Below are 18,095 nucleotides of genomic sequence, written 5' to 3' on the forward strand. Positions count from 1 at the left end.
ACAGACGGGGGCTATGCCCCTGCGACCTATTTTTGGAAGTTCCCTTTAGTTCATTACTATAACCCACTCAAAAGTTTTAAATAAACTAGGATTGCTATACTTACAAGGCTGTAGCACTACCGGCTTGTCATCTCTTAAAACAGTCTGCTTCAGCAGGTCGCTCAAAAGTCAGATTCCTGTGGGGGTGAGGGTCATGAGGGCAGAATACAGGCACGAGTGTGACCATCCTAAGATGTAAAGTGGTTAGGAAAATGTTCCTAGCTCTCTGGGCTAATGCTATCCTATGAAAAACTTTTCGCAGTACAGTGATTTCCTGGCTCAGGGTTAATACCGGCTCAGCAGTCGGCGGATGGATGGGGGCTACTCCCACCGAGAATCCCCTGGTTTTGGGGGCAGAACTGTCGGTGACCGAGGGAATTGCCGCTTTTTTGGCAACCGAATCTACTTGGGCGGTGGTGGGTTCACAAAGGCATCCCCAGGGAATTATTACCGCCCGGGAACTGCTGGGGGCACCCGCCGGGGCAAGGCTGGGGGAATTGGTTGCTCCCGGCACCCCGTTAACTTTGGCAGATTTGGCACAACCGGCGCAATTGGAGGCGAAAGTCGCAGACCGGAATTATGTATTGGTGGTGGGGGAGGCGGGGGAATGCTTGGGGGTGTGGGTGCGGCAACGGTGGCAGAAACTCCAGCAGGGCTATCACCTCTGGCAAAGCCAAACCATTGATATATTGATGAACCCCCGGGTGGTCACGGTTCCGCCGGAACTGCCGGTGGCGCAGGTGCGGGATTTACTCGCCCAAGGGGCGGATACCTGGGTGATGGTAGCACACCCCGAAAGCCCCCGCTATCCCCTGGGTTGGGTGGACTGGAGCAGGTTGTGGGAACCGGGAGCCACGGTGCAGGAGGTGATGTCCCCGCCCCGGCTGTTACCCGCAACCACGACCCTGTATGAGGCGTATCCCTACCGCCGGGAATGGGTGTTGGTGACGGATGCGGCGGGGTTGGTGGTGGGTTCGCTTACCCCCCCGGAGTGGGAGCGTTATGGGCATCCTTTTGCCCTGCAACAGGCGGTGGTGGATTTGCGGCAGACGGTCAACCAACAGGCACAGCAGGTTCAACAACTGACCACGAGCCTGCGCCGAAATCAGGAGCGGTTTGCGGCACTTCTGCGCTATTGCGGGGATGTGATCCTGGTGGTCAATAGCCAGGGAATCATTACTTACTGTAGTCCGTCGGTGCAAACGGTCTTGGGGTATGCCCTGGATGACCTGCTGGGGCAATTATTTTGCGCTCGCATTCACCCGGAGGAACGGGCAGAGATTGAAGCTCTTTTGACCCAAGCCCCCAACCAAACCGGGTTGATCCATTGGGAATTTCGCTATCAACGGCGGGATGGCAGTTGGTGCGACCTGGAGGCGGTGGGGAATCCCCAGTACTCGGACGTAAACCTGCGGGGCATGGTGCTGAATCTGCGGGATGTGGGCGAACGCAAGCACACCCTGCAACTGCTCACCCAAAAACACGCCGAACTGCGGGGGGTGTTCCGAGCCTTGCGGGATTTGTATTTTCGCTTGGATGGGCAAGGGTACATCCTGGACTGCCTGGATACCTGCCCGGAAAACCAGGTGGGGCGATGGATCGGCGACGTGTTACCGCCAACGGCACGGGTGTTGCTGGCAGAGGGGCTGACCCAACTGCGCCAGGGGGCGGAATTAGCCCAATTTCGCTACAGCTATGGGCACCAAACCTGGACAGCCCGCTTGGTTCCCCTACCCCAACAGCAGGCGATTTTGGTGGTGCAGGAGGTGACTGCCCAAAGCCAATTGGAGGCGGCACTGCGGGCGATTGTGCAGATTCAGAATTGGTTGCTGGCGGCGACGGTTCCCCAGACCGTCTATGACCGGATTGGGCAGACCCTGGGGGAAACGGTGGGGGTATCCCGGGTGTATCTTTTTGAAAATCATGTTGATTCCCAGGGGCGGGTGTTGGCGGATCAAAAGGCGGAATGGTGTGCCCCAGGGGTAACGCCTGAAATGGACAATCCCCTCCTGCAAAATTGGGATTACGTGGGAATGGGGTTTAGCCGTTGGTTGGACATATTGAGCCGGGGGGAGGCGATTTACGGGGCGGTGGCGGAGTTTCCCCCCCAGGAGCGGGAGTTTTTGGCAACGCAGGACATTGTAAGTATTTTAGTAGTACCCCTCAAGGCGGGGGAGGAATGGTACGGGTTTCTGGGGTTTGATGTCTGTGACCAGGTGCGGCGGTGGCAGGAAACCGAGGTGAATCTATTGATGTCGGTGGGGACGGCGGTAGCGCAGAGCCTGCGGCAATGGCAGATGGAGCGGGCAATCCAGGATTCGGAGGAAAAATACCGCCAGTTGTTGGAAGCCTCCAGTGATGCCATTTGGGTCAGCGATGGGGAAACCGGGCGAATTGTGGAAGTGAGTCCCCAAGCGGAGGTCTTGACGGGGCACAGCCGGGCGCAGTTGCTCGGTCGCTATCAGTGGGAATTGCACCCCAGGGCGGCACAGGCGACCATGCGTCAGGATTTTTACCACTGGGTGCGGCGGGGTGGCACCGGGGAACAGGAGGTGGCGGCGCAGGTACAACGGGCGGATGGGGAGACGATTCCGGTGGAAATTACCGCCCGGGTCTTGACTTGGCGGGGGCGTTCCCTGCTGCGGAGTGCGGTGCGGGATGTACGGGAGCGGTTGCAGTGGGAGGCGACCCATCGGGTTCTGCTGGAAGCCATGCCCCTGGGAATTGCCATCCTCCAAAAACGCAGGTTGGGGTTGGTGAATCCAGCCCTGTGCCAAATGCTGGGCTACGGTCGCACGGAATTGGAGAGTCTTTCCCCCCAGGCGTTGGTGAATTTGGTGCATCGGGACGACCGGCAAAAGTTGCGCCAAGCCTACCGGCGCTGGCAATGGGAGGGTGTGGCGGTGGTGCCCCAGGAACTGCGGGTCTGGCATCGGGATGGGGTGTTGCTTTACTTGGAATGCTACGGGCAACCCCTAAAAATGGCTGGGAGCAGTGCCGTACATTTAACCATCAAGGATGTGACCGAAAACCGGCGGATGGCGCAGGCGTTGAACCAAAGCTTGGAGCAGTTCCGCCTCACCTTTGAGCGTTCCCCGGCGGCGATGGCAATTACGGATGTGGAGGGGCGATTTTTGCGGGTCAACCCCGCCATGTGTGAATTATTGCAGTATGAAGCGGAAACCCTGCTCGCCCAGGGGTGTGTGAATTTTATCCACCCGGATGACCAGGAGCGCTACAGTGCCGTCAATGCCCAATTGCTACGGGATGAGGTGCCCCAAATGACCCTGGAATTGCGCCTGTGTCCCCAACCGGAGCGGACGTTGTATGTGCAGTTGAGCAAGGTGGTAATTGCCCGCAATCGGGATCAAGAACCCGTGCTGTTCCTCTCCCAGTTGGTGAATGTGACGGAACGGGTGCTGGCGCAACAGTCCCTCCGGCGCAGTGAAGCCCGCCTCAAATTAGCCGCCCAGACCGCCGGGATGTTGGTGTGGGAATGGGATATTCGGACAGATATGACCGAGACCAACCGCTACAGTATTGACCCAGGTCTTCATCCCCCGGCAGAACCCCTGACCCTGCGTTTACCCGGTCTGAGTGCCTTGCAAAGTATGCACCCGGAGGATTTGCCTACCGCCCTCACCCTGCGCCAACGCTACCAACGGGGGGAGATTGACCGGGCGGAACACCGGCACCGGATTTTGGTTCCCGATGGCACCTGCCGCTGGATGCAATCCACCAGCCAGTTGATCCGGGACGAAGCGGGGCAACCCCTGCGGGTGGTGGGAGTCTCCCTGGATGTGACCGAGGAGATGAATTTGCTCCAGGCGGTGCAGACCAGCGAAGAACGGCTCCGCACGGTGGTGGAAGACCAAACCGAATTGATCTACCGGGCGAAGGCTACCGGGGAATTGACGTTTGTGAATCCGGCTTTTTGCCGCTATGCGGGTCGCTCGGAGGCGGAATTGCTACATCAGCCTTTTTGCCATCCCTTCCATCCCCAGGATCAGGAGCAGTTTACCCAGCGGGTGGGGGCACTTACCCCCGGTACCCCTACATTTACGATGGAATGCCGTACCGCCCAGGTGCCGGAACGGTGGTACGAATGGACGATCCGGGGGCTGTTTGACCCGCAGGAACGCCTCTGGGAGGTGCAGGGGATTGGTCGGGACATTACGGAGAAAAAACTCGCCGAAGCCCAACTCCTGTACGAAGCCCTCCACGACTCCCTGACGGGTCTGCCCAACCGCAGTCTGTTTTTAGACCGGTTGCAACAGGTGTTGGCGCGCTACCAACGGGATAACCACCTTGGTTTTGCGGTGTTGTTTGTGGATTTAGACCGGTTCAAGGTGGTCAATGACAGTCTGGGGCATCAGGCGGGGGATAAACTGTTGGTGACCATTGCCCAACGACTGCGGTCGGTGGTGCGGGCGGGGGACACGGTAGCGCGGCTGGGGGGGGATGAATTTGCCATTTTACTCACCCCCTTCGCCCCGGAACAGGTCGGGAACCGCCTGCCCGAACTCCTACGGGTGATCGCCCAACCGCTGGTGATCGAGGGACAAACTGTCACATCCCACGCCAGCATTGGGGTGGTACTCAGTCATCCCCATTATCAAACCCCAGAGGAAATGCTGAGGGATGCGGACATCGCCATGTACCAGGCGAAAAACCAGGGGCGAGCCTGCTATGTGGTCTTTGCCCCGGAGATGTTTATCCAGGTGGTGGACGACCTGCGCTGGGAACGGGAACTCCGCACTGCCCTCGATCAAGGGCAACTGGAGGTGGATTACCAGCCCATTCTCGCCGGGGAAACGCCCCTGGGAGTGGAAGCCCTGGTGTATTGGCATCATCCCGAACGGGGGCGACTCCCCCCCACCGCCTTCCTCCCCGATGCGGAAGCGACCGGCTTGCGGGTGCCCCTGGGCTGGTGGGTCTTGACCACGGCGGCGACCCAGATGATGCAGGAGCCGCTATGCCAGTCCTTGTCCTTGAGCGTCCAGGTGTGCCGGTACCAGTTGCACCAGGGGAATTTTTTGCCCCAGTTGCAGGAGATATGCGCCACCACCGGACTGCCACCCCACCGCCTGCGGTTGGAACTCACGGAACAGACGGTCATGCTGGCGCACCAGGAACGCCCAGAATTGCTCCGGCAACTGCACAGCCTGGGGGTGGGACTGACCGTGGCGGATTTTGGTGCCAACCCTGCCTCCCTAGGTCGCCTACATCGCTGGCCCGTCACCGCCCTGAAAATTGACCCCTCCTTTGTCAGCCAGGTGGAACAGCAACCCCATTCCCAGCGCCTCATCCAGGCGATCATTGTCCTGGCACAAAACCTGGGCATCACCCCCATTGCCGCCGGGGTGGAAACGCCCGCCCAAAAAGCCATCCTGCAACGGCTCGGCTGTACAGCACTCCAGGGCACTGCGATTATGCCGCCCCTCTCCCTAGAACAACTGCGGGAATATCTCATCAAAACCCCATAAACAAAAAGTGCCCCCGCCGAGGGAGCCACTTGCATATCGTCAATCGGAGGGTTGGAATAGCTTACGCTAGGTTTTTACAATACATTTCTTCTCTCTAGGATTTCGTATCGTGGGCTACGAATGGTTCATTTCCAGGGGGAAACCCTAGGGGCTACAATAGGGAACGGTGAACCGGCGGGGCAACATGGCTGAGTTGGGAGGCGAGTACAAAACGACGTTAAATTTACCGCAAACGGATTTTGCCATGCGGGCAAATGCCACCGTGCGGGAACCAGAAATTCAAGCCTTTTGGCAAAGGGAGGGCATTCCCACCCATTGTGACCCCCAAGCCCCGGCGTTCATTCTCCACGATGGTCCCCCCTACGCCAACGGGGACATTCACATGGGCACGACGCTCAATAAAATTCTCAAGGATATTATTAATAAATTTCATCGCCTGCGGGGGTATCGCACGCCCTATGTGCCGGGGTGGGACTGTCATGGTCTGCCGATTGAACTCAAGGTTTTGCAGGAACTGCCAGCATCGGTGCGCCAAAACCTCACGCCGATGGAATTGCGCCAGCGGGCACGGGATTATGCTTTGGCGGCGGTGGAACGGCAGAAAAAAAGTTTTCAGCGGTGCGGGGTGTGGGGGGATTGGGAACATCCCTATTTGACCCTGCAACCGGAGTACGAAGCCGCCCAGATTGGCGTATTTGGGGCAATGGCGCTCAAGGGGCACATTTACCGGGGCTTGAAGCCCGTGCATTGGAGTCCCAGTTCCCGGACAGCGTTGGCGGAAGCGGAATTGGAGTACCCGGAGGGGCATATTTCCCCCAGCATTTATGTGCGGTTTCGCATGACGGAACTCACTCCCTCAGCCCAGGCAGTATTGGGGGAATTTGCTGGGGAACTGTATCTCGCCATTTGGACGACCACGCCCTGGACATTGCCGGGAAATGTGGCGGTATCGGTGCATCCTGAAATCACCTACGCCCTGGTGCAAAGTGATGGGCAGGGGTTGGGGATCATTGCCGCCGAGTTAGTCAAAAAATGGCAAGAAATTACGGGTTCGGAAGTAGAAATTCTCCGCACCTTTCCAGGGAAAATTTTAGAGTTCTGCCAATATCAACATCCTTTATTTAACCGCCAGGGTATGGTTACCTTGGGCGAACACGTCACGGTGGAATCCGGCACGGGTTTAGTGCATACGGCACCGGGGCATGGGACAGAAGATTACACGGTGGGACAGCGGTACGGTTTGCCCTTACTTTCGCCGGTGGATGATGGGGGCTGTTTCACCTCAGAGGCAGGTCAATTTGCCGGTTTAGCGGTCTTAAAAGAGGGAAACGAGGCAATTATTGGCGCATTACAGCAGGCGAATTTATTAGTCAAACACCAACCCTATCAGCATAAATATCCCTACGATTGGCGCACCAAAAAACCCACCATTTTCCGGGCAACGGCGCAGTGGTTTGCTTCGGTGAGCGGCTTTCGGGAATTGGCTTTGCAGGCGATTCAACAGGTGCAGTGGATTCCCGCCCAAGGGGAAAATCGCATTACGGCAATGGTACAAGAACGCACGGATTGGTGTATTTCCCGCCAGCGCACCTGGGGCGTACCGATTCCGGTTTTTTATGATGTGGAAACCGATGAACCCTTGTTAAACGCCGAGACCATCCAACACATTCAAAATATTGTGCGGGAGCAGGGGGCGGATGCCTGGTGGACACTGCCTTTAGAGGAATTATTACCCCCTCAATATCGGCATAATGGTCGCCGTTATCGCCAGGGCATGGACACGATGGATGTGTGGTTTGATTCCGGTTCTTCCTGGGCGGCAGTGTTAGGACAACGTCCCGAATTGCACTATCCGGCGGATGTGTATTTAGAAGGTTCCGACCAGCATCGGGGTTGGTTTCAATCCAGTTTACTCACTTGTGTCGCAGTGCATGGTTTTGCCCCTTACAAAAAAGTGATCACGCATGGGTTTGTGTTGGATGAACAGGGGCGCAAAATGAGCAAATCCTTGGGCAATGTGGTTGACCCCCTGCTGGTGATCAATGGGGGCAAAAATCCCCAAAAGGAACCCGCCTATGGAGCGGATGTTCTGCGTTTGTGGGTGGCTTCGGTGAACTATACCGATGATGTGCCCCTGGGAAATACCATCCTCAATCAAATGGCGGATGTGTATCGGAAAATTCGCAATACGGCTCGCTTTTTATTGGGGAATTTATACGATTTTATCCCGGAAAAACACGGGATTCCCTACGCAGAATTGCCCGCTTTAGACCGCTACCTTCTCCATCGCTTATGGGAAGTCACCCAAGAAATTACCCAAGCGTTTCAAGAGTTTCAATTCTACCATTTTTTCCAAATTATTCAAAATTTTTGTGCGGTGGATTTATCAAATTTTTATCTCGATATCGCCAAAGACCGGCTGTATATCAGCACGGCAGGGGGCTACCGGCGGCGCAGTTGTCAAACCGTATTGGCTGTGGTGGTGGAAACCTTAGCGAAATTATTGGCACCGGTACTCTCCCATTTAGCGGAAGATATTTGGCAATTTATCCCCTATGCGGTGGGGGCAAAATCCGTATTTTTAACCAAATGGGCGGAATTGCCCGGGGATTGGCATCAACCGGAATTGGCGAAAACCTGGCAGAAATGGCGGGAATTGCGGACGGATGTGAATAAGGTTTTAGAATCTGCCCGTGCCGCCAAAACCATCGGTTCTTCTTTGGAAGCCCAGGTGAGCATTGGCGTTGCTGACCCCCAATTATTTGCGGAATTAAACGCCTTAAATACCCCCACCAACGGCGTGGATGAATTGCGTTATTTACTCCTGGTTTCCCAGGTGCAGGTGAGCCAGGGAGACGCACCCCATCCCTGGGAAATTCAGATGCAATTAGCGACAGGCAAAAAATGCCAAAGGTGTTGGAATTATTCCGAACAGGTGGGGCAAAATTCCGATCATCCTGATATTTGCGAACGTTGTACTGCCGCCCTAGCCGGAAAGTTTTAGGCAGACATGGCAAACGCTGGCAGATTCACCGTTGATTGAGACGTAACCTCTGGAGATTCCGGGACTAACAAACCACAGTGCGCCAACGCAATCAGGGTGGCACAGGTATTAATGCTCACGGCACCGATGGGATGGAGTCCCCAAAACAGCCCCGCCGCCACCACCAGCAGGTTGGGAACCGTCACCATCGCAATCGCCTGGTAGATTTGGGCGAGGGTCGCTTGAGCGCAGTCCAATGTCAGTAAAAATTGCTCTGGTTGTACTGAAATCTTTTGCCCCGCAGGGAGCGTTAATTGCCAATGGGAACCGGTCGCCCGCAACCATGCCCCCGGAGCCAGGGGTGCCTGCGCCACCGTCACACTGATGCCCCGCCGGTTCAAGGACTGAATCAAGGAATCCCGTGCCAGAGCGGGTTCCAGCGTCAGATGCCGCAGGTGTGCCAAGGTTTCCAGGGTCGCCCCGTCCGGTAAACCGGTTTGCACCAACCCCCGATGCACTGCCAGGGGCAACACCACCCGCAAAGGCGTGGCAAAGTCCAACTGCAAGAGGGGCAACCCCGCCGCCAAGGAACCCGTCGCCAGCCAAATCAGGGACGTACCGAGCAACGTGGGGGGGAGTAAAAATTCTTCGGTTGTCACTACCAGGGATTGCGCCTGGGTATCCAGATTGCGCTCATCCAGCACGTGCAGATGGTGTTTGTACCGTCCTAAAATATCTGCCCCCACCAGCAACAACGCCGGTGCCACAAATTCCCCCCGCAGAGTGTGTAGTCCCATCCACAGGGAGTCTAGTAATTCCACCTGAAGCCGTTGCCGGTACGCCAAACCCCGCAGAGCTTCGGTCACAAAAGGAAGTGCTGTAATTGCGATTCCTGCCCCCACCAACACCGCCGGAATTTCTAACGGCAGTGCCAACACACTCAACCCCAACACGGTCAAGGAAAGGGGAAAATAATCGGCGGCTACCTCTAAAAATTCCTCATCTTTTGCCACCGCCAAAGTATCAAACAAGCGGCTAATGGCTGTTAATAAATCCTCTAATTGCCAGCACGTCGGGTCGTAATGGATAATTAAAGAATGGGCGGCGGCATTGGTGCGAACGTCGGTAATTCCTTGCCAAGTTAATAATGTAGTTTCGATATGAAAAAGACCCCGATTGAAGTCATGGATGCGTAAACGCACCCGCCCCGGTATTTGATGAATGAGGGTGTAATGGGGGTGATTCATGGGTTTAAGCTCCGAAAAAAATCCACAACATCTGATACTAAAATTTCCTGGGATATTCGCCCTTTGCGGGTGATGATTTCTACCTTATTTTGGGCGAGGGAACGCCCCGGCACGATCCGATAGGGAATCCCCAATAAATCCGCATCCTTGAATTTGACCCCCGCCCGCTCCGGTCGGTCATCCAAGAGTACCTCAATTCCCGCATTTTGTAATTCCTGATAGAGTTTTTCCGCCACTTCTACCTGTTGGGGTTCCTGCATATTCGGGATAGAAATGATCACCAAATAAGGAGCAATAGGGGGTGACCAAATGATGCCATATTCATCGTGGGATTGCTCAATAGCCGCTTGCGCCAACCGGGACACCCCCAACCCATAACAGCCCATCACCAACGGCACTTCCTGCCCCTGTTCATTGGTAAAGGTGGCTCCCATTTTTTCCGAGTATTTCGTCCCCAATTGAAAAATATGCCCAACTTCAATCCCCCTCGCACTGTGTAATATCTGCTGGGGGTCATGCACCGCCCGGTCACCCGCTTGGGCTTTGCGGACATCAACCACAGTCATTACGGCGGGAAATTCCTGCCCCCAATTGGCTCCTACCCAATGGTAATCCACTTCGTTTGCCCCGGTGGCAAAATTCCGCAAATCCACCACCGTTTGGTCATATAAACGCAGAAATTTAGGGTGAATCTGTGGGTCAGTTTTTAAGTAATCATCCGGGAGATTGGGAGCAATGTAACCCCAGGGTAAATCCTGCTCTGCCCATTGTTTTTGATTCTCCTGATTGGCAATCGTCAATTTCAAAACCTGTTGTGCCTGGAATTGGGGAGCTAACCGGGTGATTTCATTGCTAAGTTTGACTTCATTAACCTCTTGATCCCCCCGAATACTCACTAATACCAATATCATTAACCCCGTATCTAAAATCGCTTGATATAAAAGATTTTTGACCGTGTGGGTAGGGGAACAATTTAATGCCTCACAGAGCGTGGTAATTGTGGGGGTATTGGGTGTGAATTTTCGCTCTGGTTTAGTAAAAGCTGAAGGCGTTGCTTCCGGGGCTAAAGAAATCGCTTTTTCCACATTGGCGGCGTATTGTCCATCCGGGGTATAAAGCACCTCATCCTCCCCCGCCTGCGCCAGGATCATAAATTCTTGGGAACCAGAACCGCCAATGGCACCGCTATCGGCTTGCACGGGGCGATAATCCAGCCCACACCGTTCAAAAATCCGGCAATAGGCTCGGTACATTTTTTCATAGGATGCCCGCATTCCCGCCTCATCCGCATCAAAGGAATAGGCATCTTTCATGATAAATTCCCGCCCCCGCATCAACCCAAACCGAGGTCGAATTTCATCCCGAAATTTGGTTTGAATTTGATATAAATTCAGAGGTAATTGGCGATAGGAACGGATCAAATTTCTCGCCACATCCGTAATCACTTCCTCATGGGTGGGTCCCAGTCCCAATTCCCGCTGTTGCCGGTCGGTAAGGGTAAACATAATTCCCTCACCTTGCGTATAAGTGTCCCACCGCCCGGATTCCTGCCACAAACTTGCCGGTTGGAGTTGGGGCAAAAGACATTCCTGCGCTCCGGCGGCATCCATTTCCGTGCGGACAATGTGCATGATTTTTTGCAGTACCCGCCACAGCAGGGGCAAATACACATAAATCCCCGGGCTCACCCGCCGGATATAGCCCGCCCGCAGGAGTAACTTATGGCTGATAATTTCCGCTTCCGCTGGGTCTTCCCGCAGGGTCACCAGCAACATCTGGGCACAGCGCATACATCTTCTACAATCAATATGACTTTCATCTTACGCCCATGCGCCCCCACCTGACCGCCGTTTTCGCCATGAGTGCCGACGGGAAAATTGCCGATGTCCACCGCCAACCCGCCCGGTTTGGTTCCCCCGCCGACCGTGCCCATTTGGAACGCCAGGTTGCCCATAGCGACGGGGTAATGGTGGGAGCGAGAACCCTGTTGGCTCACGGCAGTGCCGCTCTGGTGCGTGATGCAGAATTACTGAAAATGCGTTCTGAGCAGGGCAAATCCCCCCAAACCTTACATATCATCTGTACCCGGAGCGGCGAGATGAACCGGGAAATCCCCTTTTTTCAGCAACCGGTGGAACGCTGGCTGGTTACCACAAACGCCGGGGCGACCCGTTGGCAGGAGGGACAGGAATTTACCCGCATTTGGGCAGATGTAACCTGGCAGGAACTATTGGCAGAATTTTATGCCCTGGGGTTGCGGCGGATTGGGGTGTTGGGCGGCGGCGGGTTAATGGCAGAATTGTTGAGCGCTCAGGTGATTGACGACCTGTGGTTGACCCTCTGTCCCCTGATTTGGGGAGGCGCAACCGCCCCCACGCCGGTGGATGGCACGGGTTTTTCCACCCCCATTCCCCTCACCTTGCTCAGTTGGGAACCCCTGGGGCAAGAACTTTTATGCCATTACCAAGTGCTGGCGGGCGGTGGGGAAACAGAACCGTAAAATTTCACAAAAAAAATTCACAAACCTGCCGCCAAACCCGTCACCTGCGCCTGTTACTCTCAGGGAAAAGCCCCTCACATTCAATGGCTATGAGTCGCTTTCAGGAACTGCAAGAGCATCTGCGTCAGCATTGGCAATCCTTGGATGCGGCTGCCAACATTCTGGTGGTGCCCTCGTTGAGTTTAGACCAGCAGGAAATGCGGAAAATCCAGGGCAGTCATCACTACGAAGAACGGCTGTTGTTTTCCCTGATTCGCCTGCGTAATCCCCGTGCCCGCATGGTGTACATCACGTCCCAACCCCTCCACCCCAGCATTATTGACTACTATTTGGAACTGCTCCCGGGGATGCCCGCCTCCCACGCCCGGGAACGATTGCTGTTATTTTCCACCTACGATGCCTCCAACCGCCCCCTGACCGAAAAAATCCTGGAACGCCCCCGCCTGCTGGCACGCCTGCGCCAAGCCCTGCCCCCCAACCAGTCCTTCATGGTCTGCTTCAACTCCACCAGCCGGGAACGGGATTTGTCCGTCGCCCTGGACATTCCCCTGTGGGGGCTGGACCCGGAACTGCTCTACTGGGGCACCAAAGCCGGGAGCCGTCAAATTTTTGCCGAAAGCGGCGTTCCCCACCCGGACGGCACCCCCCTGGTCTTTCACCCGGACGATCTAGCGGAAGTCACGGCGGAGTTGTGGGCACGGCAACCCCAAGCCCGGCGGTTGGTGGTCAAATTGAACGAAGGCTTTTCCGGGGAAGGCAATGCCCTGCTGGAACTCCCCCCCGAACTCGGGGCAACCCACGCCGAACGGGTGCAGATACTCAAAACCCAGTTTCCCCAGATGCGCTTTCAGTGTACGACGGAAACCTGGGAGAATTTTGCCCAACGCATTCGGGAACTGGGGGCGATCAGTGAACTGTTTGTTGAAGGGGAAAACAAACGCTCCCCCAGCGTCCAAGGGCAAATCACCCCCGCCGGTACAGTCGAAATCCTCTCCACCCATGACCAGATTTTGGGGGGTCCCGACCAACAAATTTACCTGGGCTGTCGGTTTCCCGCTGACCCCGCCTACCAAGCCCAACTGCAAACCTGGGGCTTAAAAATCGGCTACAATCTAGCCGCCAAGGGTGCCCTGGAACGCTACGGGGTGGACTTTATCGCCCGGGAATTGCCCGATGGCAGTTGGGACCTCCAGGCGATTGAAATCAACCTCCGCAAGGGCGGCACCACCCACCCCTTCATGACCCTGAAATTTCTCACCAACGGCTTTTTCGATACCGAAACCGGACTGTTCCTCACCCCCCGGCAACAACCCAAATACTACATTGCCACCGACAACCTGCAACGCCCGTATTACCGGGGCTTACTGCCCAGCGACCTGCTGGATATTATTGTGTACAACAGCCTGCATTTTGACTCCACCACGGAAACCGGCACCGTGTTTCACCTGATGGGCTGTCTCTCCGAATTTGGCAAGCTGGGACTTACCTGCATCAGTGATTCCGCCGACAAGACCCAGCATCTGTTTGACCAGGTGGTACGCATTTTGGATGAGGAAACCCAACCCTCTCCTAACGCCACCCCACGGTCAGACTGTCCTGGGTGAGGAAATGATCCAGATGCGCCGCCCGCTCCTCGGTTTTGAGCAGGATTTGTTCATACAAATAGCGGGTCGCCCGGTCCCCCAAACTCTCCGCCTGCGCTGCCTGTTGCCGTAGCACCGTCAGAATCGCCTGCTCCGCCTGCAAATCGTGCTGGATCATCTGCCGACAGGTAAATAACCCATCCGGTTCCGGGCTAAACGCACACAGAGCCGCCAACTGGGTAAAACTCGCCGCCGGAATCCCCCCCAAATTATTCAAGCGTTCCCCCAGGTCGTGGGTGTGCCCCGCCACCGCCTCATAACTGTCCTGGAAATACTGATGGAGCATATAAAACTCCGAACCTTCCACGACAAAATGATGCTTTTGATACTGTAAATAAAGCGCCTGGAAGCTCGCCAACAAGCGGTTCATCCCCTCGCAAATCGGGCTGGTGACTTGCAAATCCAAACCGATGGCATTGGTCGCCATCTCCCCAAAGGAACGCACTAACGTCGCTGTCATGGAAATACCTCGCCGCTACGGATAACTAAAACAACAATCACATTTCCTAATATAGTCCAGGCTTTGGTGATTGTCAACAAATTTCTGTAGATGAAAACAAGCTCTAGGGAAGCCCAAACCCAGGCTAAATGAATATAAAAAGCAATAAAATCACTTGCTGGCGGGTGCATTTAGGGAAAAAACGGGGTTTATTTTTTTGAGCTTACTATCAAAAAATGGCAACAAATTCCTGGTAGAAACGGACAAATTGATAATAGCTCTCAATAGTTGCCCCCCTAGCCTCTTGCCAATCGGATTGAATACCTATAGTATGTCCAGAGCTTTTCGCAATAAGTTATCTTTTTGACCGATTGGCTATGGCTTGCCCGGCAAAAGTATCCTAGGGTGGTAGGCTCGGGACAGGGACGGGCGCAAAAGGTGAGGTAGCCCATTCTTTGGATGTTCTGCTTCTGTGACCTAATTTTTAGGGGTGTCCGCAATGAGGTATAGGGAGCAATCCACAAAAATAGCGTTTGGAATTACCGGGGTGTTGCTGTTTCTGCTATTCCTGCTGACCTGTTCCTTGGATGAAACCAGTAGAAACAACTTTCTGAACGAAGGCGGTTGGGTTGACGGTGCATCAGCTTTTATTTTTTTTTAGGTATTATATTTGCTGTCCACAAAGGAGGAACTGCTTACTTAAAGAAGTATTACCACCTGCTTGCACTCATGGCTTTGTTTACGCTTAGGGAGTTAGATTTTGATAAAAAGCTGGGAATCATCGAGGTTTTTAATAGTCGCTTTTATGTAAGTCACAGCCTACCCTTGACGGCAAGAATCCTGGCTTTGGTGAGCCTTGGCTTGGTAGTTTATATTGTTATTTTTACTCTCTATCGTCATTCCCAATCTTTTTTGCTTGGACTGAAGCGGGGTTCCCGTATTTCCCAGGGGGTATTGATCGTTATGGTTCTGCTTTTTTTGTCCAATTTTATTGATGTTTTTGTGAGAAAATTAAACCGATTCGGAGTGACTATATCGCCTGCTACCTTTGTCTATTTTGATGCCCTAGAAGAGATATTGGAGTTGGGGATGGCAATCTTTATTTTCCTTACCATTGATACCTACTTTCGGCACATCACAGCCCCACGCATCCCTGGACTGCCAACCGGGGGAGACAGCCGCTGAGGCTTAATGTTGGTTGGTGATTGCAAAATGTCGTATCGTGGTACTCTCAGGACAGTTTTTGGGGTAGGCGATGGGACGGGCGGAAAAGGTGGTGTTAGCCTATTCGGGTGGGGTGGATACGACCGTATGTATCCCGTATTTACGCCAGGAATGGGGGGTGCAGGAGGTGATTACCCTGGCGGTGGATGTGGGGCAGGGGGTGAGCTTGGCGACGGCGGAACTCCCGGAAACGGAAACCCGGCGGCAACAGGAATTGGAGGCGATTCGTGTCAAAGCCTTGGCGGCTGGAGCCAGTGTTTCCATTGTCAAAGATGTGCGGGCGGAATTTGTGCAGGATTATGCCCTGCCTGCCCTCAAAGCGAATGCTCTGTACGAGGGTCGTTATCCCCTGTCCACGGCGCTGGCTCGCCCGTTGATTGCCAAATTATTGGTCGAGGTGGCTGAGGAGTACGGGGCGGATGGGGTGGCGCACGGCTGTACCGGCAAGGGGAATGACCAAGTGCGCTTTGATGTGTCCATTGCCGCCTTGAACCCGAAGTTGAAAGTGCTGGCACCCGCCCGGGAGTGGGGGATGAGCCGGGAAGAAACGATGGCCTATGGGGAACGGTTTGGCCTCACCTTCCCGGTGAAAAAATCCTCCCCCTACAGCATTGACAGCAATTTGTTGGGGCAAAGTATTGAAGCGGGGCCGCTGGAAGACCCTTGGTTTGAGCCGCCGGAGGAGATTTATTCCCTCACCCAGTCGGTGGAACACGCCCCAGATCGGCCAGAGTATGTGACGCTGGAGTTTCACCAGGGCGAACCCGTGGCCCTGAATGGGGAACCCTTGGCTCCCGTAGCTCTGATGGAACGCCTGAACCTCTGGGCGGGGCGGCATGGGGTGGGGCGGCTGGACATGATCGAAAACCGGCTGGTGGGGATCAAGTCCCGGGAGATTTACGAAGTACCGGGGTTGTCAGTACTGATTACGGTGCACCAAGCCCTGGAAAGTCTGACTTTGCCCAAGGATGTGACCCAGTACAAACGGGGGATTGAGGACACCTACGCCCAGTTGGTCTATAACGGGTTGTGGTTTAGTCCCCTGAAGGAGGCATTGGATGCCTTTATCCAGCACACCCAACAGCGGGTGACGGGGCTGGTGCGGGTGAAATTGTTTAAGGGCATGGCAACGGTGGTGGGGCGGCAATCCCCCTATTCCCTCTACGACCCGAACTTAGCCACCTACACCGCCGAGGACGAGTTTGACCACCGGGCGGCAGAGGGGTTTATTTACGTCTGGGGGTTGCCCGTACGGGTGTGGTCCCAGGTGGGACGGGGTTAATTCGAGCCGGTCGGGGGGGTGGAACGAGGGCGATTCAAATACTGATAACTTTTGCGGGAGAGTTCCTGGAGCAATTGCACCGCCTGGGGGTCGTTGTAGGCACTTTGGACAAAGATGCTGATCAAATACCGTTGACCCGTCGCCGTATCCACCATGCCTGCATCGCCGATAATAAAGCCAATATCCCCGGTTTTATGCCCAATCACCGCCCCAGGTCCCAACCCAGCGGGCAGTAAACTCCGGTTTTCCGTACTGCGAAGAATGTGCAATAGCCAATCCCGACTGCGGCGGGAGAGAATTTCCCCCCGTTCGATCAACGCCAGGGTATGCACCAAATCGGCGGCACTGGTGGTATTGGTGCCCTTGAGGTCGGGCAGGAGATTCCGCACCACCGTTGCCTGTAACCCCCACTCCTGAAAGCGTTGGTTGACCACGTCCTTGCCCCCCAACCGCTCTAAAATCATATTGGTCGCCGTGTTGTCGCTGATCACGATCATGCGGGTAGCCGTATCCAACAGGGTAAAGGTCGTCCCCACCGGCTGGAACTGCATATCCCCAGAACCGCTCGCCACCAGGGCTTTGGTCATGGTCAACCGTTCCTCCAACCGCACCTTGCCCTGGTCCACATCCTGAAACAGGGCTAACAAAATGGGCAATTTGATCGTACTCGCCGCCGGTACTGCTTTTGTACCGCCCATATCCAGGTATTCGCCGCTGTCCAAATCCGCCGCATAGAGGGTAGCGGTGACCTTGGGATTCCGCTGGGTCAGGGGCAACAACTGGGCTTGCAAGGACTGCATCGGTGCCCGCCGGGGCAGTAGCTCTTCCAGGCTGGTCGGGCGCACCGGTTGGGGAATTAAGGCGGTTTGCTCACGGGTTTGTGGCCAAAAAAAACTTTGCCAGGTGGGGGGACGGTCCTGGGCTTGGAGGGGAAATTGCCCCAGGTGGTCATGCCCTTGACTGAGCCAGATATTTAACCCCGTGCCCGCCAGCACCCCCAGCCCTACCCCCAGGACTCCCAGGCGCACGCCGCCCAACAGCAGAGACCGCCACCAGGGTGTGGGACGGATTCGCCCGTTTAATTGGGTCAGGTTGCGACGGGTCGCCGAGTCTGGTTTGGGTTCGGATTTGGGCATTGCACCGACATTGTGATTATGATTTGCGCCTAATGATAGCTCAATGATAGGGTCAAATCATCACATTACGGCAAGTTTAGCCCTGCAAACCACTGGTAGCAAGTTAAAAAAATAAC

General features: G+C 55.2%; 10 protein-coding genes. 6 read left to right on the plus strand and 4 right to left on the minus strand.

The annotated features are described in order from the left end of the window. The first annotated feature begins 353 nt into the window (after positions 1–353). Together MLD66_RS06865 and ileS are read left to right on the plus strand one after the other, a co-directional pair. Positions 354–5,525, plus strand: coding sequence for a PAS domain S-box protein (locus MLD66_RS06865; protein ID WP_247216327.1), 5,172 nt, complete (start codon positions 354–356; stop codon positions 5,523–5,525). Positions 5,526–5,709: 184 nt separating this feature from the next. Then, the gene (gene ileS / locus MLD66_RS06870) at positions 5,710–8,529 is read left to right on the plus strand and encodes an isoleucine--tRNA ligase (RefSeq protein ID WP_247216329.1); all 2,820 of its coding nucleotides are present in this window, start codon (positions 5,710–5,712) and stop codon (positions 8,527–8,529) included. Here the strand turns inward: ileS and MLD66_RS06875 are convergent. Then, positions 8,526–9,755, minus strand: a complete 1,230-nt coding sequence (locus tag MLD66_RS06875) for a hypothetical protein (protein ID WP_247216331.1) — start codon at positions 9,753–9,755, stop codon at positions 8,526–8,528. The two genes, ileS and MLD66_RS06875, sit on opposite strands and share 4 nt — an antisense overlap. Then, on the minus strand, positions 9,752–11,545 hold the full coding sequence (locus MLD66_RS06880) for a proline--tRNA ligase (protein WP_247216333.1): 1,794 nt from the start codon (positions 11,543–11,545) through the stop codon (positions 9,752–9,754). Before MLD66_RS06880 ends, MLD66_RS06875 begins: the two co-directional genes overlap by 4 nt. Positions 11,546–11,583: 38 nt before the next feature. On the opposite strand from MLD66_RS06880, the gene MLD66_RS06885 reads away from it, so the two are divergent. Both MLD66_RS06885 and MLD66_RS06890 read left to right on the plus strand, forming a co-directional pair. Then, positions 11,584–12,255: a RibD family protein gene (locus tag MLD66_RS06885; protein WP_247216336.1), complete on the plus strand. Its 672-nt coding sequence runs from the start codon at positions 11,584–11,586 to the stop codon at positions 12,253–12,255. 83 nt (positions 12,256–12,338) lie between these two features. Then, positions 12,339–13,859: a peptide ligase PGM1-related protein gene (locus MLD66_RS06890; protein ID WP_247216338.1), complete on the plus strand. Its 1,521-nt coding sequence runs from the start codon at positions 12,339–12,341 to the stop codon at positions 13,857–13,859. Here the strand turns inward: MLD66_RS06890 and MLD66_RS06895 are convergent. Further along, positions 13,825–14,358, minus strand: coding sequence for a ferritin-like domain-containing protein (locus MLD66_RS06895; protein ID WP_247216340.1), 534 nt, complete (start codon positions 14,356–14,358; stop codon positions 13,825–13,827). The genes MLD66_RS06890 and MLD66_RS06895 overlap by 35 nt on opposite strands. A gap of 708 nt (positions 14,359–15,066) precedes the next feature. On the opposite strand from MLD66_RS06895, the gene MLD66_RS06900 reads away from it, so the two are divergent. Continuing rightward, positions 15,067–15,522 (plus strand): hypothetical protein, encoded by a 456-nt coding sequence (locus MLD66_RS06900; protein ID WP_247216342.1) that lies wholly within the window; start codon positions 15,067–15,069, stop codon positions 15,520–15,522. 70 nt (positions 15,523–15,592) lie between these two features. After that, positions 15,593–16,843: an argininosuccinate synthase gene (locus tag MLD66_RS06905; protein ID WP_247216344.1), complete on the plus strand. Its 1,251-nt coding sequence runs from the start codon at positions 15,593–15,595 to the stop codon at positions 16,841–16,843. Here MLD66_RS06905 and MLD66_RS06910 read toward each other — a convergent pair. Continuing rightward, positions 16,840–17,979, minus strand: coding sequence for a serine hydrolase (locus MLD66_RS06910; protein WP_247216346.1), 1,140 nt, complete (start codon positions 17,977–17,979; stop codon positions 16,840–16,842). The two genes, MLD66_RS06905 and MLD66_RS06910, sit on opposite strands and share 4 nt — an antisense overlap. Positions 17,980–18,095: the final 116 nt, after the last annotated feature.

Source organism: Synechococcus sp. C9 (assembly GCF_022984075.1).
Taxonomy (GTDB): domain Bacteria; phylum Cyanobacteriota; class Cyanobacteriia; order Gloeomargaritales; family Gloeomargaritaceae; genus Gloeomargarita.